This is a genomic window from Haloferax sulfurifontis ATCC BAA-897, from assembly GCF_000337835.1.
In the GTDB taxonomy this organism is placed as follows: domain Archaea; phylum Halobacteriota; class Halobacteria; order Halobacteriales; family Haloferacaceae; genus Haloferax; species Haloferax denitrificans.
The window spans coordinates 153,940-172,825 of record NZ_AOLM01000003.1 but is presented as its reverse complement, the minus strand read 5'-3'; the positions used below and the strand labels follow the sequence as shown (position 1 = coordinate 172,825).

Below are 18,886 nucleotides of genomic sequence, written 5' to 3'. Positions count from 1 at the left end.
CCCGTTTTCCCCGTTCGTACGCCGGCTCCGCGTTACTGAGTGACTTCGCCTGCCAATCAATCCGTCTCTGACCCGCTCGTCACCGTGCCGCCGTCGCTGACGGAGACCGCTCGGTCGGCGCTCCGGAGGCCGACGACTGCGACGGTCCCCCGTGGCTCGTTTTCAGCGAACCGGAGCCGGCCGTTCGAGCGGTCGATTATCCACTGGACCAGCCAGAGGCCGAGCCCGCTTATGTGCTGGAGCGGCGTCTCGGTCCCCGATTCGAGGACGGACAGTTCGGCGTCGGGGACGCCCGGTCCGTTGTCGGAGATTCGAATCTCGACGTAGTCGGTCGAGGTCTGACTCCGCTCGACGGTGACCGCGACCTCCGGGATGACGCGGTCGTTGTGTTCGAGTGCGTTGTCGATGAGGTGCTTGAGCGCCGACTCGATGAGGTCGTCCGCGGAGACCCACATCTCGTCGGGGAGGTTCCGATGGACGATGGCCTCGGGGTAGTCGGACTCGACGTCGTCCAACTGCGTCTCGATGCGCTCGACCACCTCGACGGGTTCGAGGCCGGACGACTCGCGGGTGAGCGTCGTGTCGATGTGCCGGGTCTGCTCGCCGAGTTCGACCAGCGACGACGCCTTCCGCTTTATCGTCCGGGCGTGGTCTTTCGACTCGGCGGGGATGCGTTCGTCGAGGAGGAGGTCGGCGTGGCCGAGGATGACGTTCATATCGTTTCTGAGGTCGTGCCGAAGGACGCGGTTCAACACCCGGAGGCGCTGTTCGTAGCGGTGCCGACTCGTCACGTCCCGCGAGTTCAACACGACGCCGCCGACGGCGGGGTCGTCGAGGAGGTTCACGCCCACCGTCTCGAACCGCCGCCACGTGCCGTTCTTGTGGCGGATTCTGAACTCCGCGAGCATGGGCGAGTCGCCGGTGACGACTTCGTCGAGAGAGTCGGCGACCCGGTCTCTGTCCTTGGGGTGGACGAGGTCGAGCACCGACTCGCCGACGAGCGCCTCGGTCCGATAGCCGAGCACCTCCGTCATCGAGGGACTCGTGTAGGTCCGCTCGCCGTCCGCGTCGAGGACGGTGATGACGTCCCGCGAGTTCTCGATGAGCGCGCGGAACTCCTCTTCGGTGCGGCGGCGCTCCGTCACGTCGTAGAAGAGGAGCAAGCGCGCCCGGTCGCGCGTCCGGTCGCCGAGCGATTCGGCGCGGACCTCGAAATACCGACAGCTGTCGCCGTCCTCGACGACCGCCTCGGCTCTGTCGTCGCCCTCCAACACCGTCCGAACCTCGGCCGGGACGCGGACGCTTTCGAGGACGGACTCGCCGATGCAGTCGGCGACCGGTCGAGCCAGCAGTTCCGAGGCGGCACCGTTCGATTCGACGATTCGGTCCTGTTCGTCGAGGACGACGACGGCGTCGCGCATCTCCGAGAGAATCGCGTCGCGGGCGATGGGCGTGATGTCGAACAGCTGGTGTCTGAAGAGCGCCCAGAGCACGACGACCGAGCTGACGCCGATCGAGACGGGGACGGGGTTGATTCGGAACGGGAAGAAGAACTCGCCGCCGAGCGCGGCGAGCGGAATCGCGCCGGCGACGAAGAGAAACCCGGCCTGTCGCCGGTGGATGTTCGAACTCTTCAGGTAGGTCCGCGCGATGACACTCACGCCGGTGATGGCGACACCGAACCCGTACACGGCGTGTGCGGCGAGAACGAGGTCCGGACCGAACGGACCGAGGAAGTCCGCGCCGGAGACGGCGAATCGGTTCGGTTTCGCGGCCCGCCAGAGGTCGAGCGGCGACCCGAGCAGTCCGTGGGAAGCGTTCGTCAACTTGAGGGCGATAGCGACGGCGGGTTCGACGGCCAGAAAGCCGAGCATCTGCGAGGAGAGCAGTTGGTCCTCGCCGGCATAGACGAGCGTGAAGACGAGCCATATCGTGGGGAGCACGGCCGCGCCGACCCACGCCAACTGCGCGTAGAACAGCTCGCTGGCCGGCGTCACCGCGAGGAAGACGAAGCCGTACGCGGTCGCCCAGATGCTCCCGGAGAGCGTCAAGAGCGCGAAGGGGAGACGGACGCGCCGGGAGTAGAGCCGGAACCGACCGAGAACGACGAGCGTCACGGCACCCGCGAGGATGCCCGCGGCGAACAGCGCGTACGCGTGCGGGGACTGCCCGACGCTGGTCATGAGTAGGTCGTGGCTCGCATCTGTGACTCTCTTGGAACTGTTCTTTCCGATGAGTGTCACATCGGATCGATATCAAACGTGTAGCTGGTTCGGAACTTAAGCAGTTCGCTCTGTCTATCAACGATGATACCGGCACGATTCCCGTCGATGCGGCCCTACACGCCCCAGTCGCGTGCTGTATTTCCATCGTCTACTCGCCCCGTCAGCCGGTTATCAATCGACCAGTTCGGACGACTCCATCGGCTCGCCTGACCACGGACCTGTCACGCGTCGGACGTACGCCCGAACGCTTAATTCGGCTGGACGCACACGCAGGGATAGATGCCGCGCGAGTCACGTCACCCCGCCGACGCCGACGACCCGACCGGGTCGAGGCCCCGCCGCGGGACCGGCGACCGAACGTTCGACTGGGCGGACCCGCCGACGAACCGGACGTGGCGCGACGTGGCCCACGAGCGCCTCCTCGCGACGACCGCGGCGGTCACCTCGGACGGCGAACCGTTCCTCGACGACGTTCCGCGGACGCCGCGGGCCGAGCGCGTGCTCCTCGACTGGTGTGTCCACCTCGTCGAGCGACTCGGCGGGCGCGGCGCGCTGGAGATGGTGTCGTACTACCGCGACATCGGCTGGATCGGCGACGGGGCCCACGACGCGATTCGCGAGCGCGTCGTCTCGTTTACGGTTCCCGCGGACTTCGAAGACGCGCCGACCGAAGAAGACCACGTCCGCAGTTTCTCGTACGTCGCCCGGCTGTCGGCGATGGCCGAGTCGGACTGAGCCTCAGCCCACTCCGAGCGCCCCTCAGAGGCCGAGTTCGCGGCCGATGATGAGGTGTTGAATCTCGCTCGTCCCCTCGCCGATTTCCATGAGTTTCGCGTCGCGGTAGAACCGCTGTGGGGCGAAGTCGGTCGTGTAACCGTAGCCGCCGAGCACCTGCACCGCGTCTTCGGCGACCTCGCGGGCGGCCTCCGAGGCGTCGAGTTTCGCCAGCGCGGACTCCCGACTGACCCGCTCGCCGGCGTCGTACCGCGTCGCGGCCTTGTGGGTGAGCAGTCGCGCCCGCTCGGTCTTGCGGTGCATCGAGACGAGCTTGTCGCGGATGGCGTCGAACTTCGCAATCGGCCGGTCGAACTGCTCGCGCTCTCGGGCGTACGATTTGGCGTGGCCGTACGCGCCCTCGGCGAGGCCGACCGAGAGCGCCGCGATGGAGATGCGGCCGCCGTCGAGCGTCTTCATCGTCTGCGTCCAGCCCTCGCCTTCCTCGCCGAGCAGGCGGTCTTCCGGCACCCAGCAGTCGTCGAAGGAGAGCTCGCAGGTCGGCGAGGAGTTGAGTCCCATCTTGTCCCACTCGGTCGTCACCTCGAAGCCGTCGTCGTTCTCGGGGTCGACGATGAACGTCGAGATACCGTCGTAGCCCGCGCCGGGGTCCGTCACGGCCTTCACGAGAATCGAGCCGGCGACGCTCGCGTTCGTGATGAACTGCTTCGTGCCGTCGATGACGTAGCCGTCGCCGTCCTTTCTCGCGACCGTGTCCATGTCGCTGGCGTCGCTTCCCGAGCCGGGTTCGGTGAGCGCCCACCCGCCGAGGTGCTCGCCGGTCGCCAGCGGCGTGAGCCAGCGTTCCTTCTGCTCGTCGGTGCCGAACAGCTCGATCGGCTTCGACCCGAGGCTGACGTGGGCGGCGTACGACAGGCCGATACCGCCCGAGACGCGGCCGAGTTCCTCCACGACGAGGGCGTACATCAACTGGTCGCCGCCGAGGCCGCCGTACGCCTCGTCGATGGGGACGCCCATGACGTCCAACTCGGCCAACTGGTCGAATATCTCCGCGGGGAACCGGTGTTCGTCCTCGATGTCCTGCGCGATGGGCGCGATTTCCTCCTCGCAGAACTCGCGGACGGTGTCCCGAATCATCCGGTGTTCGGCCGGGATGTCGAAGTCCATGCGGCAAACTATCGCCGTGCCGAACATAAACCAATCGAACGACCATGAAGGATGTGCGTCGCGGGGGGCGAAAGCGGCGGCCCGCTCCGGGACGCTCCCACCGCGTGGGAATGGCCGGCCGGGTCTTTTTGCGCCGCGCTCCGAGACGCTCGTATGTACTCTCACATCCTCTTTCCGACCGACGGAAGCGACTGCGCGGACGCCGCCTTGGACCACGCGCTCGAACACGCCCGAACCTACGACGCGACGCTCGTGGCGCTCTACGTCGCGGACGTGCGCGAGGTCGGCTACGCCGCGCCCGCGCTCTCGCTCGAACGGGTCCGCGAGGCGCTCCTCGAAAGCGGCGAACAGGTGTTAGGCCGCGTCGCCGAGCGGGCCCGCGAGGCCGACGTCGAGGTCGAGACAGTCGTCACCGAGGGCACGCCCGCGAGCGAGATTATCCGCCACGCCGACGAGCAGGAGGCCGACCTCGTGGTGATGGGGACACACGGCCGGAGCGGCATCGACCGCTACCTCATCGGGAGCGTCGCCGAGCGGGTCGTCCGCGGCTCCGACGCGCCCGTGTTGACCGTCCGACAGGAGTCGTCGTAGGCCCACGAGGTTAAGCCGCCCCTCGTCTTACGGGGGTGCATGGACCTCCGTCGGCTCGTCCGCGGCCGCCTCGGGTGGCCGCGTCTGGAGACGGTCGCCCGCGAACTCGCCCGGCGATACGACCGCGACACCCTCCACATCCGATTTCTCGAGGCGGACAACTGGCTTTCGACCCCGATGGTCGTCGACGACGAGTGGTTCGTGAAAGTCATCTCCAAACAGAACTCGCTCGTCCACGCCGTGTTCACGACCGGGCGGAACCTCGGCGCGTTCTCCAGCGGGACGGAGGGCTTTTTCGGACATTTCGGAACGCCGCTGGAGATGGCCGAACACGAACTCGACGCGACGAAGCGACTCCGCGACATCGGCCTGCAAGCGCCCGCGCCGGTCGAGGCGTTCGAGGTGGACGGCCTCGGCGTCCTCGTCCTCGAATACCTGCCGAACTTCCACACCCTCGACACCGCCCCGCGGGAGGAGGTTTCGCGGCTCGCGCCCGAGCTGTTCGCGGCGCTCGCGGAGATGCACGACAACCACCTCGCTCACGGCGACCTCAGAGCCGAGAACGTCCTCGTCCGCGAGGACGGCATCTACTTCATCGACGCGACGAACGTCAACGACGAGGGGATGCGCGACGCCCGCGCGTACGACCTCGCCTGCGGGCTGGCCGCGCTCGAACCGCTCGTCGGTCCCAAGCGCGCGGTCGCCGCGGCGCTCGACGCCTACGACGCGGACGCGCTGTTGGACGCCGTCGACTTCCTCGACTTCGTCAACATCCGGCCCGACCACGACTTCGACGCCGCGTCGCTCAAAGGCGAGATAGAAAAGCACGCGGCGTAGTCGTCGGGGCCCGCGAAAACAGAACGAAAAACGCCGGGATGCGGGGCGCGAACCGCGCTACTCGCCCTCGACGCCCTCGTAGTCCGCGCCGCCCATGTAGAGCCGCGAGACTTCGGGGTCGTCGAGGAGGCCGGCCGCGTCGCCCTCGTAGGCGACGGTCCCCTGGTCGAGGACGTAGCCGCGGTCGGAGATTCCGAGCCCCTCGCGGGCGTTCTGCTCGACCATCAGGACCGCCGTCCCGAGTTCGTTCACCTTCTTCACGTCCTCGAACACCGACTGGACGATGTTGGGCGCGAGGCCCGCAGAGGGCTCGTCGATGAGGAGCACCTCGGGCTCCATCACGAGCGCGCGGGCGAACGCGAGCACCTGCCGCTGGCCGCCAGAGAGCGTCCGCGCCTTCGCCGAGCGCTTCTCGTCGAGAATCGTGAACTGGTCGTACAGCTCGTCGATTCGGGCCTGCAGGCCCTCGGAGCGGGCGACCCCGCCCATCTTGAGGTTCTCGTCGATGGTAAGCGACGAAAAGACGTTGTCCACCTGCGGGACGTAGCCCATCCCGACGCGGACGAGGTCCTCTGGCTCCTCGCCGGTGATGTCCTGCCCACTCAGTTCGACCGAGCCGGTCCACGGCTTGAGGAGGCCGAACACCGTCTTGAGGACGGTCGACTTCCCCGCGCCGTTCGGCCCGATGATGCAGACGATTTCGTCAGATTCGAGGTGGAGCGTCAGGTCGCGGAGGACCTGCACCTCGCCGTAGCCGCTGTCGACGCCGGCGACGTCGAGTGCGCGGTTGGTCACGGGCCGGCCCCCCCGAGATACGCCTCGATGACGCGGTCGTCAGAGCGGACTTCGTCCGGCGAGCCCTCCATGAGCACCTTCCCTTGGTCGAGAACGATGATGGGGTCTGCGAGGTCCATGATAAACGGCATGTCGTGTTCGATGATAAGGAAGGTCTGGCCCTCCTCGTTGAGTTCGCGGATGAACCGCTTGATGTCGTTTGCGAGCGTCGGATTGACGCCGGCGACCGGCTCGTCCAGGAGCAGGATGTCGGGGTCCGTCGTGAACGCCCGCGCCAGCTCGACGAGCTTCATCTGCCCGCCGGAGAGGTCGGTCGACGGCTGGTCGATGAGGTGCCCGATTTCGAACCGTTCGAGCAACTCGCGCGTCTGTTCGATGTTCGCCCGCTCCTCTTCGGTCACGTCTGAGCCGGAGAAGAAAAGCGAGAAGATGGACTCGCCTTTCTGCGGCCCGGGCCCGACGAGCATCGCCTCGCGGACGGACATCCCCTCCAGCCGCCGGGGCGTCTGGAAGGTCCGAACGAGTCCCTTTCGGGCGCGCTCGTGCGGTTCGAGGTCGGTCACCTCCTCGCCGTTGACGGTGACGTGGCCGGCGTCGTTGTCGTAGAAGCCGGAGATGAGGTTGAACAGCGTGGACTTCCCCGCGCCGTTCGGCCCTATCATTCCGGTGATGGTCCCGCGGTCGACCTCGATGGAGACGCCGTCGGTGGCGACGAGGCCGCCGAACGCCTTCTCCAAGCCAGTCGTCTTCAGGACGACGTCGTCCTTGTCGAGGCGCGCGCCCTCGTACGCGTCGTCGTTCATCGGTCGTCACCCCCGTTCGAGGCGGTGCCGCCGTCCGGGGCGGCACCCGACGGTGACGCGCCGCCGGAACGACTGCCGTCGCGCGCCGCCGGCCAGATGAGTTCGTCCTTCGGGGGAAGGAGTCCGTCCTGCCGGAAGCGCATGATGAGGATGATGAGCCCGCCGACGAACAGCAGTCGAAGCGGGGCCAAGTCGATTCCGAGCGTCTGGATGAACCCGATGTCGTTGAGGAATCGGGTCCCCTCGCGGATGGCGATGACGACGGCCGCGCCGACGACCGCCCCGCGGTTCGACCCGGTCCCACCGAGGATGACGGCGATCCAGATGTAGAACGTCGTCAGGGGGACGAGGTCCGAGGGGTCGATGTAGAGGTTCAAGTGGGCGTAGAACGCCCCGGCGACGGCCATGATGACCGAGCCGATGACGAACGCCTGCATCTTGAACCGGTAGGTGTCCTTCCCGAGCGCCTTCGCGAGGTCCTCGTCGGACCGGATGGTCCGGAGGACGCGCCCCCACGGCGACCGGTGGACGCGCCGGAGGAACAGGTAGACGACAGCGATGAGGACGACCACGATTGCGGCCGTCGTCGCGGCGTCGGTCAGCGGCAACCACGACATGAGGTTCGGGATGCCGCTGATACCGCTCGACCCGGCGGTCCACTGGCGCTCGTTGAGGATGATGGCGCGGATGACCTCGGCCAGCCCGAGGCTGGCGATGGCGAGGTAGTCCTCGCGCAGGCGGAGCGTCGGGATGCCGATGAGCACCGCGATGAACGCGCTCACGACGATTGCCGCGAGGAACCCGAACACCGGGTGGAGTCCGAGTCCGAGCGGGGAGTTCGGCGCGGTCAACAGCGCGGCGCAGTACGCCCCGATACCCCAGAACGCGGCCACGGAGAAGTTGATGAGGCCGGCGTAGCCCCACTGGACGTTGAGTCCGAGCGACAGCAGGGCGTACATCCCGACGAGCGCGATTTGGAACAGGAGGAACCGCGGCCCGATGACGCCGGCGAAGACGCCGGCGACGAGCAACACGGTGATGAGTCCGAGCACCGCGAAGATGCGCCGCTCGGTCGCGTCGCGGACGAGCGTCTCGCTCACCCAAGAGGAGACGGCGCTCATCCGCTATCACCCGCGATTCCGCTCGGGCGAACGAGCAGGATGGCGACCATGATGACGAACGCGACGGCCGCGGCGTACCGCGAGCCGACCGGGATGACGCCCCACTGGTTGAAAAGCGGGACCAGCTCGTGGACCATCCCGATGACGAGACCGCCGAGCATCGCGCCGTAGACGGAGCCGATGCCGCCGAGGATGACCGCGGCGAAGACGATGAGTAGGATGTCGAAGCCCATCCGCGGGCGGACGAGTTCTTCCAGTCCGAGGAAGACGCCGCCGGCCGCGGCGAGCGCGCCGCCGATGAGCCACATCGCGATGATGACCTCGCTGGTCCGAATCCCGCTGATACGCGCGAGGTCCGCGTTGTCGGCGGTCGCGCGCATCTTCCGGCCGAGGGTCGTCCGCGTCAGCGTCAGGTGGAGCGCCGCCACGAGCACGACGGTGAGCGTCACGACGACGAGGTTGCGCGGCGTGACGGCGATGCCGAGCGACTCGCGGACCCACGGAATCGGTCCCTGTCTGGGGACGCCGTAGCGCTCGGCCTCGGTGCCGAACGACAGGAAGACGAGCGCGCGATAGACGAGTGCGACCCCGATACTGGAGATGAGCAGGCCGATGGAGTCGGACCCCTTCACCGGTTGGTAGATGACGCGGTCGGTGATGACGGAGATGACCGCCGCCGTTCCCATGCCGAACGCGAGGGCGAGGAAGAACCAAAGCGGCAGGCCGAACACGCCCGCGTCGCCCAGCATCGGTCGGAAGAAGCCGACCGAGAACAGCGCGGAGAACGCCCCGACGGTCATGAGGTCGCCGTGGGCGAAGTTCGCGAAGTCCGCGATGCTGTAGACGAGCGACAGTCCGATGGCCGCGAGGACGATGATGCTCGAAAACACCACGCCGTTTGCGACGTACTGGAAGGGGCTGATCTGGAGCGGTATCACGGCTCCGGAACCCTCCCGAGGGTCGTTCGTCGTCCGTTCCGTGCGTGCATGGTTAGCTCGTGATGTAGTCGCCGAACACGTACTCGTGGTCCTCGACGCTGTATATCTGGTAGTAGCCCGGCGGGTCGCCGTTCTCGTCGAGGTCGACCGGACCGCTGACGCCCTGATAGTTGATGTCACTGGGTGAGCCACCGTCGCGGAGGACGGCCGCGGCCTCCTCGAAGTTGAAGACCTCCTCGCCCTCGGGGCGAGTCACGTCGCGGACGACGGACGACAGCGCCTCGCCGGTGAACTCGTCGGCCGCCTCGATCGCGAGCGCCGCGACGGTCACGGCGTCGTAGGCGTACGCCGACCAGACCGTCGGCGTCGCGTCGTAGTTCTCCTCGAACGCGGAGACGAAGTTCTGGTAGTTCTCCTGGTCCTGCGGGGCGCTCTCGGTGATGCCTTTCATCCCGTCCATACTGCCCGCGGGCGTGTTCTCGATGATGGAGTCGGCGACGGTGGACTCCGCGCCGTAGTAGTCCACGGACGTGTTGTAACCCTGGTCGAAGCCCTCGTTGACCATGACGGTGTACTCGTTCGCGTACGTGAGGAAGATCCACGCCGAGGCGTCGGTCGAGGCCATCTCGGTGAGGATGCCGCTATACGACGACTGGCCCTGGTCGTGGGGCTCGTTGTAGGCGACCGTGCCGCCGGTCTCGGACTCGAACGTCTCGGCGAACACGTCGGACAGCCCCGTCCCGTAGTCGTTGTTGATCCACGTGACGGCGACGGTGTCGTGGCCGTCGTCGCTGACGAGGCTGGCGAGCGCCTGCCCCTTCGCGGCCCCCGAGGGGCTCATGCGGAGCAGTTCCGGCCGCGTCGTGAGTTCTGGACTCGTGCTGTTCTGGCTGATTTGGACGACGCCGGCGTCGTTGGTGACGCTGTCGTGGATGGCGATGGAGACGCCCGAGCCGACAGAGCCGATGAGGAGCGGGACGCCGTCTTGGTTGACGAGTTTCTGTGCGCCGTTGACGCCGCCTTGGTTCGTACTCTCGTCGTCCTCGACGGAGATGTTCAGGGATGCGCCCTCGGAGCCGATGCCGACCTCGTTGACGGCGGCGAGCGCGAGTTCGCGGCCGCGGGTGTTGCGCTCGCCGTACGGGGCGAGCGACCCGGTGAGCGAGTCGACCATGCCGATGGTGTACGACGACCCGCCACCGCCGCTTTCCTCGGTGGTCGTGGTGGTCTCTTCGCCGCCGCCACCGCCGCTTTCCTCGGTGGTCGTCGCCGCGGTGGTCTCTTCTTCCTCCCCTTCGAGACAGCCGGCGGTCGCTCCGACGAGCGAGAGTCCAGACAGTTTCAGTAGCGTTCTGCGGTCCATGTCGTGCGGTGACATAACAAACATTCCTCTCGAATTATCCTAAATATACCTGTAACCGTCCATGGTCGGGACCGCGGACTCCGTCGAACGAAACGGGCGTCAACGGATTATTTCACCAATATTTTTCAGAATGATTTGGTAGGGTCTCTCTTTAGGGTAGGTGTCTCACAATAGCGGGGCATGATACCCCCCATCGCGAACAACTTCGTGGCGGGTGAGACGGCCGACGGGGCGGTCTCGCACGTCGAGTCGCTGAACCGCGACGGCATCGCGGGGATATTGAACTTACTCGGCGAGCACTACACCGACCGGGCGGCCGCCGACGCCGACGCCGACGCGTACGTCGACCTCGTCCGCCAACTCGGCGCGACGGACCTCGACGGCTGTGTCTCGGTGAAGCCCTCGCAAATCGGTCTCGACGTCGGCGACCGCGCGTTCCGGGAGAACCTCGACCGCATCGTCGACGCCGCGGACGCCGAGGGCGTGTTCGTCTGGGTCGACATGGAGGACCACGAGACGACCGACGTGACCCTCGACGCCGTCGACGACCTCGGCCACCGGACGGGCGGAAACGTCGGCGTCTGCGTGCAGGCGAACCTCAAGCGCACGCGTGACGACCTCGAACGCCTCGCGGAGGTGCCCGGGAAGGTCCGTCTCGTCAAGGGCGCGTACAACGAGCCCGCGTCCATCGCGTACAAGGAGAAGTCGAAGGTGGACGAGGTGTACAGGGACCTCCTCGAACAGATGTTCACCGAGTTCGACGACGGCGTCGCGGTCGGCAGTCACGACCCGCACATGATTGCGCACGCCCGCCGCCTCCACGAACAGTACGGAACGCCCTACGAGGTGCAGATGCTCATGGGCGTGCGCGAGGACGGCCAGCGCAACCTCGCGGCCGCCGACATCGAGATGTGGCAGTACGTCCCCTACGGCGACAAGTGGTTCTCCTACTTCTACCGGCGCGTCCGCGAGCAGAAATCGAACGCGCTGTTCGCGCTCCGGGCCGTCGCCGGCATCTGAGCCGGGGCCGAACCCTCGATTCGCCCCGCGCTACTGCGGGTCGAGCAGTTTCGATTCCGCCTTGCGCAGGTGTTCGAGGAGCGTCGTCTTCGAGATGTCCATCTCGGCGGCGAGTTCGCGGGTCGACACCTCGCGGGGCCAGCGGTAGTATCCCTCTTCGCGCGCGAGTTCGAACGCCTGCCGCTGGCTTCGGGTGAGCGTGTCGAGCCGCCGACTGCGCTCCGGTTCCGCGCCCTCGGACGTGGAGATGGAGGCGACGCGAATCTCCGCGCCGGTCTCGTCCATGACGGTCTCGATGCTCGGCTGTATCTCCTCGCGCGCGCCGGCGAACCAGACCTCCCACCGCTCGCGGCCGTTTTCTATCTGCGTGGGGGCGCTGTGGACGAAGCCCTGCTTGAGTAGCTCCGGACACATCATGTCGCTCGGGTCGTACTCAAGGAAGAACTCGCGGGCGACCGGGCCGGGCGCGACGTGCTTCCCGCGGGAGTCGAACCGCTCTTGGAGTTCCAACACCTCGCCTGTGAGGTCCGAGTCGGCGATGACGTCGAGGAGCGTCTCGACTTCGTCGAGCGACTCGCCGTAGGCGGTGAACAGTCCGTTCGACCGCTCGACGCCCGCGGTGGGCGCGTCGTAGATGGCGTGTGCGAGGATGCCGCCGTCGTACTCGCTGGTCGATTCGATGGCCCAACAGTTCGGATGCCACAGGTCGAGCGTGAGGCGCGTACCTTCACCTGACGTGCGCTCGCTCATACACCGGGTAACACGTCGTTACGTAAGATGTTGTCTGTGGTCACGCGGCGTCGCGGTGACGCGTCGGTTCGGACGCGGCCCTTCCATGGGAGGGTCCGGGGTTATTAATCTTAGTCGTGACTCTAGAGTCATATGGCGGAAGACGAATATCGGCACTATATCGACGGCGAGTGGACGGACGGAACCGGCGACGAGACGTTCGAGAGCACGAACCCCGCGACGGGCGAGTCGCTGGGGACGTTCCGACGCGGCACGCCCGAGGACATCGACGCGGCGGCCGCCGCGGCCGACGAGGCGTACGAGGAGTGGCGCGAACTCTCGCACATCGACCGCGCGGAGTACCTCTGGGACATCTACCACGAACTGCGCGACCGCACGGAGGAGCTCGCGGAGGTCGTCACCAAGGAGTGCGGCAAGGAGATCTCCGAGGGCCGCGCCGACGTCATCGAGGCGTACCACATGGTCGAGTGGGCCGCGGGCGACGCCCGCCACCCCAAGGGCGACGTGATTCCCTCCGAGATTCCCGCGAAGGACGCCTACATGCGCCGCAAGCCCCGCGGCGTCGTGGGCTGTATCACCCCGTGGAACTTCCCCGTGGCCATCCCCTTCTGGCACATGGCCGTCGCGCTCGTCGAGGGCAACACCGTCGTCTGGAAGCCCGCCGAGCAGACGCCGTGGTGCGGCCAGATTATCGCCGAGATGTTCGAGGACGCCGGCATCCCCGACGGCGTGTTCAACATGGTACAGGGCTTCGGCGACGCCGGCGCGAGCATCGTCGACGACGAACGCGTCGACTCCGTGCTGTTTACCGGCTCCGCCGAGGTCGGCCACGAGGTCGCGAGCAAGGTGGCCCAACAGCCCGGCAAGCTCGCCGCGTGCGAGATGGGCGGCAAGAACAACATCGTCATCACCGAGAAGGCGGACCTCGACATCGCGGTCCACTCCGCGACGATGTCGTCGTTCAAGACCACCGGCCAGCGCTGTGTCTCCTCCGAGCGCATCGTCGTCCACGAGGACGTCTACGACGAGTTCAAGGAGCGCTTCGTCGAGAACGCGAAGAACGTCTCGGTCGGCGACCCGCTCCGCGAGGACACGTTCATGGGGCCGCTCATCGAGGAGGGCCACAGGGAGAAGGTCACGAAGTACAACGAACTCGCGAAAAAGGAGGGCGTGAACGTCCTCGTCGACCGCACCGAACTCGACGGCGACGAGATTCCCGAGGGCCACGAGGCGGGCCACTGGGTCGGGCCGTTCGTCTACGAGGCTGACCCCCACGACGACCTCCGCTGTACCCACGAGGAGGTCTTCGGCCCCCACGTCGCCCTGCTGAAGTACTCCGGCGACATCGAGGACGCCGTCGAGATTCAGAACGACACCGACTACGGGCTGGCCGGTGCCGTCATCTCCGAGGACTACCGCCAGATAAACTACTTCCGCGACCACGCCGAGGTCGGTCTCGCCTACGGCAACCTCCCGTGTATCGGCGCGGAGGTCCACCTCCCGTTCGGCGGCGTGAAGAAGTCCGGCAACGGCTACCCCTCGGCGCGCGAAATCATCGAGGCCGTCACCGAGCGCACCGCGTGGACGCTCAACAACTCCAAGGAGATTCGCATGGCGCAGGGCCTCTCGGCGGACATCAAGACCAAACAAGACGAGTAAGGTCGTCGCCCACCACGGCCCCGCATCTGTCTCGCTTTTCCGTTCCGTCGTCTCACCCGTCGTCCGACGCTGTCTGCTCGCGAGCGTCCGCCGCGACGTAGACGCCGGGCATGTCCGTCTCCTCGACGGTCAGCGTCACTTCCTCGTCCTCCTCGGCCGGGCGGTCTGTCACGACGGTCACCGCCTCGATGGGGTCGCGGCGGACGAACGCCCAGACGAGGTCGAGCATCGAGGGATGGCCGCCCTTCCTGATGACGAGCACGTGGCGCGAGTCGGCCAGCGCCCGGAGCTCGGGCGACAGGTCCTCGTCGTCGAGTTCGTCCGGCGGGATGGCGTGTAGTACGTCGCCTCGAATCGTCTCGGTCATGGTGGCTCCACGAGGTCCGGAGGAAAGAAGCGTGCGCTCTCGGGCCGTCGGGCGGTCGCCGCCGAGGCACGACGGGGCCGTCGCTCGGAGCGAAGCGGTCGTCAAAAGGCGGAGGCGAATTCGCCTCCCGCCGAATCTCGTGTCACCAGTTGGCGAAGTGAGACGAGGGGAGTGCGCTCCCACCGGGCTTGGGAGCGCGAAACGACGTGGCCACGCCGTTTCGGATGCCGCAACGGACCCCGAAACGTTGCGGCGGGTGCGGCGGATGTGGAGTCGCCGACGACTGGCGAGAAAAGCGCCTATTGCGTCGGCGACTTTCGCTAAGGAGCCGCAATGTATAAACCCACCGCAACACCCGTTCTCATACCCCGTGAGAACACGATTCTCGCGGTATCGGTCGCCCGGTCGCCGACGGGGGCGGCGACCGGCGAACCCGTCGCCGGCCTCAGGCCGTCGCTTCGAACTCGCGTCGGAGCGCCGCTTCGAGGTTGTCGAGTTCGCGGTCGAGGTTGCGCTCGAAGAACGCCTCGACGCCGGGCAGGCGGCCGTCGACGGTGAACTCGTTGACGAGTCGGCTCCCGCCGTCGCGCTCTTCGATAGTGTGTTCGCCCGTCACTCGCATCACCCGCGACTTGCCGACGAACTTGACGTGGGTCGGCTCGTCGACCTCGATGTCCTCGGTCTCGACGGTCACCGTCGAGCGGACGAGCGGAATCGGGAGTTCGAGATACCACGTCGCGTGGCGGCCGTCGTCGGCCACGTCGAAGCGGTCGACGACGCTGATAGCCCCCGCTCGCTTGGCCGGGTCGGCGATGAACTCCCAGACGCGCTCGCCGGGAGCGTCGAACTCGAACGTTCGTTTCACGCGGACGGTCATGGGATACCATCACACCTCCACAGTAAAAAGCCGTGGAATCGCTTCAGCTTCGGGTGACGCGCCACGTCGTCGAGCGGGCGCGTCCCCATTTTTCGATTTCGACGTCTTCGGACTTCTCGGCCAGCCGCGGCAGGCGGGACCCGACCTGTTTCGCGGTGAGACCGATAGCCTCGGCGATGTTCTTCGCCCGGAAGTAGCCCTCGCCGCGGCTAACGCTGTCGCGGAGATAGGCGAGAATGCGTTGTTCCTCGTCGGTGTACTCAGTCATCCTCGGACCGTCTAGGGAATGGGCGTTATTAACGGTTACCCGTGTTCCTCAGCGTCGATAATTACTGGAACAGATGCGCGCCGGAGACGGCCAGCGAGGCCGCGATAATCGCCACCATGAACCCGAGCGCCTTCGTCAACTGGTCCGGTCCGGCGACCATCAGCCCTGCGCCGACGAGCGTGAGCGCGCCGAACAACGCCGCAAAGCCGATGGACTTGTCGGATTGCACCGTCTTGGTTTCCATGTTTCCGACCTTCGCGGGTGCGCACTTAGTTCATTCGACACCGCCTGCCGTGGGGCGACGTGACGGGGGCGAGGCGTGCGGTACGGTCCCACGAGCCGGCGTCGCGCTCGGCCGTTCGACATATGTACCACCAGTCTCGTGTGTCCACAACGATGGGACTGACATCCGCGCTGTTCGGCGGGAAACTCCGTATCGCGCTCGTCGCGCTGGTGCTCGTCGCGGCCGGCGTCGGCGGCGCGTTCGCGGCCGGCGTCATCGGTGCGCCGAGCGTCGACCGAGTCGACAACCGGTTCGCCGGCGTCAACGAGACCGCGACGGTCGTCGAGACCGACCTGTACGTCTCGAACCCCAACCCGCTTTCGGCGAACCTCTCTGGGCTCGAAGTCGACTACGGCGTCGAGATGAACGGGATTCGGATGGCGACCGGCGAGAAGGACGGCGTCTCAGTCGGACGCGGGACCTCGGCGGTCCCGCTCCGGACGACACTCGAAAACGAGCGCATCCCCCAGTGGTGGGTCTCGCACATCCAGAACGGCGAACACACCGACCTCGCCGTGAATGCCACCGTCACCTCGGAGACGCTCGGCCGGACCTTCGAAGCGCCCGAGATTACCCGGAGCATCGATACCGACCTGCTGTCGGCGTTCAACTCCACGGAGACCCGCGAGATAAACGCGGAGTCGCCGGTCGTCTCCGACCCCGTGTTGTACATCAACGAGACGAGCGCCGAGTGGGGCGAGTCCACGGACGAGCGCACGGCGCTCGAACTCACGTTCGTCGTCCACAACCCCAAGCCGTACCCGGTCGCGGTCTCCGAACTCGGCTACGACATCTCGATGAACGACGTGGACGTTGGCGAGGGGACGACGAACTCCGAGTACGTCATCTCCCCGCAGTCGACGGAGACCATCGAGGCGACGACCCACATCGAAAACGACAGGCTCGACGAGTGGTGGGTCACGCACCTCGAACGCGACCAGACGACCGACCTGCGCATCGACTTCTACGCGAACCTCGACGCCGGCGGCACGACGCTCCGCGTCCCCCTCGACCCGCTGACCTACGAGAAGACGTTCGAGACGGACATCTTCGGAAACAAGGCGGCGTCAGGCGGAAACGAGACGGCGGACGAAACGGCAACGGCGACTGAGACGACGACGGCGACCGAGACGGCCGCGGGAACCGCGACCACCACCTCGACCGCGACCGCAACCGAGACCTCGACAGACACCGCGACCGCACCCACAACCACGACGACGACCGCAACGACGACGACCGCAACGACGACGACCGCAACGACGACGTCGTCAGACGGCGGGACCACCACGACCGACGACGGCCTGCTGTAGCGGCCGGGCCACACCGCCCGCGGGACGCTCGTCGAACCGCCGTTCGACGGCCCCGATTCGCCGAGAAATCTTCGGTGATTCCTGACTCAGCCGACAACTCTTTACCCTCGGCTACGATACTCGGTGATATGACACGGAGTACCCACGCTCCTGATCGAGTTCTTCTCCCGTAATGAGAACCCTGTGTCCGTCGAGAGCGACGACGAAACCATCGTCGTCTCCTTTGGCGACCAGTCCTGTGAACTGTCCCGAGACGCCGCCGCCGACCTACAGGAGGCCATCGGTTCGGCGCTGACCGAGAAACGGGAGTTCTTCCGCACGGCCGGCGAGTACCGCCGGGACGGCAGTTACGTCGTCTCCCGCCGCGGCGCGGACTCCACCGGCAACGCGAAGGTGTTCACCAGTTTCGACGAACTGCGCCGCCTGTACGACCGCCTGCCCGAGCGCTTTACCGCCGAGGACATCGGTCGCACCGGCATCACCGGGTCGCGCCGCCACATGATACTCCGGCACTTCGGCGAGCATCCGGGGTTCGACTGCCGCATCGCCAGTCGGAACCCGCTGACGGGCGAAAAAGAGTCGTCCGAGACCGAGAACAACGAGGCGATGGAAGTCGTCGCCGACTGAGCGAGACGGCCGCGGCCGCTTTTCGGTTCCTCAGTCTATCGTGACGTGGTCGGACTCCTCGTTGAGCGCGAGGTTCGACGCGATTTCGGCGTTCCGCATCGCGTACTGCGCGGTCTGCTGGAGGCTGACGAGCACCTCGCGAATCTGGAGGAGCTTCTGGTTTTCCATCTCCGGGAGGTCGTTGAGGATGTCGCGCTCGCGGTCGCTTATCTCGCGGAACAGCTCTCGGCACTCGATGGTGAGGTCGTAGTCGCGCTCGACGACGGCCCGCACCGCGGTCGTCGTAATCTCGTCGACGTGGTCCGTGAACTCGCGGATGCGCCGCATCGTCGACTGGTCGACGTCGATGGTGTGGCCCTCGGCGTCCATGACGATGTTGGCGATGTCCTCGGCGTTGTCGGCGGTCAGTTCGAGGTTCTTCGCCACCGAGCGGTAGCCGATGAGCGGGAAGCCGGAGTCAAGGCCGACCGCCCGCGCGAGGTTGGGGTTCTGGTAGGACGTGAAGATGAGCCGGAGCAGGAGGACGAAAATCTTGTTCGCCTGCCGCTCGCGGTTGAGCGCCCGCTGGGCGAGGTCGGGGTTGCCGTGGGCGAGCGCCTTGACGGCCTCGCCGCGCATCGTGCTCCCCGTGTTTTCGAGGCGTTCGAGCAGGTTGTCGAGGGTGAAGTCCTCCGCGTCGACAGAACAGCGAATCGCGATTCGCTCGGGCGTCTCCTCGATGACGCCGAGGCCCATGAGCTGGGTCTCGGCCTTGTAGACGGCGTTGATGTGGTCCGAGTCGAGCGCGCCCTCGCTTTTCTCGATGTGGATGACGCGCCGTCCGAGGACGTACTGCGCCACGATGGCGCGTTCGAGCGCCTCCGCGTTCAGACTGTCGGCGCGAATCGTCGCCTTCGAATCCTCCGTGTTGACCGACTCGGGAAGAACGGTCAGCGTTCCCTTCCCGCTCGTCCGAATGGTCACTTCGTCGCCCTTCTCGACGTTGTGTTCCTTGGCCCACTCCGCTGGAAGCGTCATCGCCAGCGTGGAGGGACCGAGACGCTGGACTTTCCGGGTCTCCATGGTAGTCAGAACCCATCCAATGACCTTAAATCTCACTATATTACACCCTCTGTGAATAATGGGTTGTAGGTGTCATTGTACACGATTC

General features: G+C 66.4%; 20 protein-coding genes. 7 read left to right on the top strand and 13 right to left on the bottom strand.

The window, feature by feature from the left end; genetic code table 11:
* Positions 1-56: 56 nt before the first annotated feature.
* Positions 57-2,183 (bottom strand): histidine kinase N-terminal 7TM domain-containing protein, encoded by a 2,127-nt coding sequence (locus tag C441_RS01760; RefSeq protein WP_007273506.1) that lies wholly within the window; start codon positions 2,181-2,183, stop codon positions 57-59.
* 321 nt (positions 2,184-2,504) lie between these two features.
* Here C441_RS01760 and C441_RS01755 point away from each other — a divergent pair, with 321 nt between their 5' ends.
* Entirely contained in the window at positions 2,505-2,960 is a 456-nt protein-coding gene (locus C441_RS01755) for a FlaD/FlaE family flagellar protein (protein WP_004970812.1), read from the top strand.
* A 24-nt stretch (positions 2,961-2,984) separates the two neighbouring features.
* Here the strand turns inward: C441_RS01755 and C441_RS01750 are convergent, their stop codons facing one another.
* The gene (locus tag C441_RS01750) at positions 2,985-4,127 is read right to left on the bottom strand and encodes an acyl-CoA dehydrogenase family protein (RefSeq protein ID WP_007273505.1); all 1,143 of its coding nucleotides are present in this window, start codon (positions 4,125-4,127) and stop codon (positions 2,985-2,987) included.
* A 153-nt stretch (positions 4,128-4,280) separates the two neighbouring features.
* Here C441_RS01750 and C441_RS01745 point away from each other — a divergent pair, with 153 nt between their 5' ends.
* Both C441_RS01745 and C441_RS01740 read left to right on the top strand, forming a co-directional pair.
* Entirely contained in the window at positions 4,281-4,718 is a 438-nt protein-coding gene (locus C441_RS01745; RefSeq protein ID WP_007273504.1) for a universal stress protein, read from the top strand.
* 39 nt (positions 4,719-4,757) lie between these two features.
* Positions 4,758-5,555, top strand: a complete 798-nt coding sequence (locus C441_RS01740; RefSeq protein ID WP_007273503.1) for an RIO1 family regulatory kinase/ATPase domain-containing protein — start codon at positions 4,758-4,760, stop codon at positions 5,553-5,555.
* Positions 5,556-5,612: 57 nt separating this feature from the next.
* Here C441_RS01740 and C441_RS01735 read toward each other — a convergent pair whose 3' ends face one another.
* Genes C441_RS01735 through C441_RS01715 form a run of 5 tightly spaced genes read right to left on the bottom strand, consistent with a single transcriptional unit; the run spans position 5,613 to position 10,575 of the window.
* Positions 5,613-6,350 (bottom strand): ABC transporter ATP-binding protein, encoded by a 738-nt coding sequence (locus C441_RS01735; protein WP_007273502.1) that lies wholly within the window; start codon positions 6,348-6,350, stop codon positions 5,613-5,615.
* Positions 6,347-7,153, bottom strand: a complete 807-nt coding sequence (locus C441_RS01730) for an ABC transporter ATP-binding protein (protein ID WP_007273501.1) — start codon at positions 7,151-7,153, stop codon at positions 6,347-6,349. The genes C441_RS01735 and C441_RS01730 overlap by 4 nt, the downstream gene beginning before the upstream one ends.
* Complete coding sequence (locus tag C441_RS01725; RefSeq protein ID WP_049920362.1) at positions 7,150-8,274, bottom strand: branched-chain amino acid ABC transporter permease; 1,125 nt, start codon at positions 8,272-8,274, stop codon at positions 7,150-7,152. Before C441_RS01725 ends, C441_RS01730 begins: the two co-directional genes overlap by 4 nt.
* Positions 8,271-9,212, bottom strand: a complete 942-nt coding sequence (locus C441_RS01720) for a branched-chain amino acid ABC transporter permease (RefSeq protein WP_004970821.1) — start codon at positions 9,210-9,212, stop codon at positions 8,271-8,273. Before C441_RS01720 ends, C441_RS01725 begins: the two co-directional genes overlap by 4 nt.
* Positions 9,213-9,264: 52 nt before the next feature.
* Positions 9,265-10,575, bottom strand: coding sequence for an ABC transporter substrate-binding protein (locus C441_RS01715; protein ID WP_007273499.1), 1,311 nt, complete (start codon positions 10,573-10,575; stop codon positions 9,265-9,267).
* Positions 10,576-10,755: 180 nt separating this feature from the next.
* Between C441_RS01715 and C441_RS01710 the strand changes: the two genes are divergently transcribed.
* A complete protein-coding gene (locus tag C441_RS01710) occupies positions 10,756-11,595 on the top strand; it encodes a proline dehydrogenase family protein (protein ID WP_007273498.1) in 840 nt (279 codons plus the stop codon).
* A gap of 30 nt (positions 11,596-11,625) precedes the next feature.
* Here the strand turns inward: C441_RS01710 and C441_RS01705 are convergent, their stop codons facing one another.
* Positions 11,626-12,345, bottom strand: coding sequence for a helix-turn-helix domain-containing protein (locus C441_RS01705; protein ID WP_004970824.1), 720 nt, complete (start codon positions 12,343-12,345; stop codon positions 11,626-11,628).
* 132 nt (positions 12,346-12,477) lie between these two features.
* On the opposite strand from C441_RS01705, the gene C441_RS01700 reads away from it, so the two are divergent.
* Complete coding sequence (locus tag C441_RS01700; protein WP_007273497.1) at positions 12,478-14,004, top strand: aldehyde dehydrogenase family protein; 1,527 nt, start codon at positions 12,478-12,480, stop codon at positions 14,002-14,004.
* Positions 14,005-14,056: 52 nt separating this feature from the next.
* Here C441_RS01700 and C441_RS01695 read toward each other — a convergent pair whose 3' ends face one another.
* The 4 genes from C441_RS01695 to C441_RS01680 form a co-directional block, all read right to left on the bottom strand.
* The gene (locus tag C441_RS01695; RefSeq protein ID WP_007273496.1) at positions 14,057-14,371 is read right to left on the bottom strand and encodes a DUF7526 family protein; all 315 of its coding nucleotides are present in this window, start codon (positions 14,369-14,371) and stop codon (positions 14,057-14,059) included.
* Between the two features lie 445 nt (positions 14,372-14,816).
* A complete protein-coding gene (locus tag C441_RS01690) occupies positions 14,817-15,248 on the bottom strand; it encodes an SRPBCC family protein (protein WP_007273495.1) in 432 nt (143 codons plus the stop codon).
* A gap of 43 nt (positions 15,249-15,291) precedes the next feature.
* The gene (locus C441_RS01685; protein ID WP_004043755.1) at positions 15,292-15,516 is read right to left on the bottom strand and encodes a DUF7123 family protein; all 225 of its coding nucleotides are present in this window, start codon (positions 15,514-15,516) and stop codon (positions 15,292-15,294) included.
* Between the two features lie 61 nt (positions 15,517-15,577).
* A complete protein-coding gene (locus C441_RS01680) occupies positions 15,578-15,760 on the bottom strand; it encodes a DUF7525 family protein (RefSeq protein WP_007273494.1) in 183 nt (60 codons plus the stop codon).
* A 152-nt stretch (positions 15,761-15,912) separates the two neighbouring features.
* Between C441_RS01680 and C441_RS01675 the strand changes: the two genes are divergently transcribed.
* Positions 15,913-17,109: an LEA type 2 family protein gene (locus C441_RS01675; RefSeq protein WP_007273493.1), complete on the top strand. Its 1,197-nt coding sequence runs from the start codon at positions 15,913-15,915 to the stop codon at positions 17,107-17,109.
* A 183-nt stretch (positions 17,110-17,292) separates the two neighbouring features.
* On the top strand, positions 17,293-17,736 hold the full coding sequence (locus tag C441_RS01670) for a DUF7528 family protein (RefSeq protein WP_004970830.1): 444 nt from the start codon (positions 17,293-17,295) through the stop codon (positions 17,734-17,736).
* A gap of 30 nt (positions 17,737-17,766) precedes the next feature.
* Here C441_RS01670 and C441_RS01665 read toward each other — a convergent pair whose 3' ends face one another.
* Positions 17,767-18,798 (bottom strand): phosphate signaling complex PhoU family protein, encoded by a 1,032-nt coding sequence (locus C441_RS01665; protein ID WP_004970831.1) that lies wholly within the window; start codon positions 18,796-18,798, stop codon positions 17,767-17,769.
* Positions 18,799-18,886: the final 88 nt, after the last annotated feature.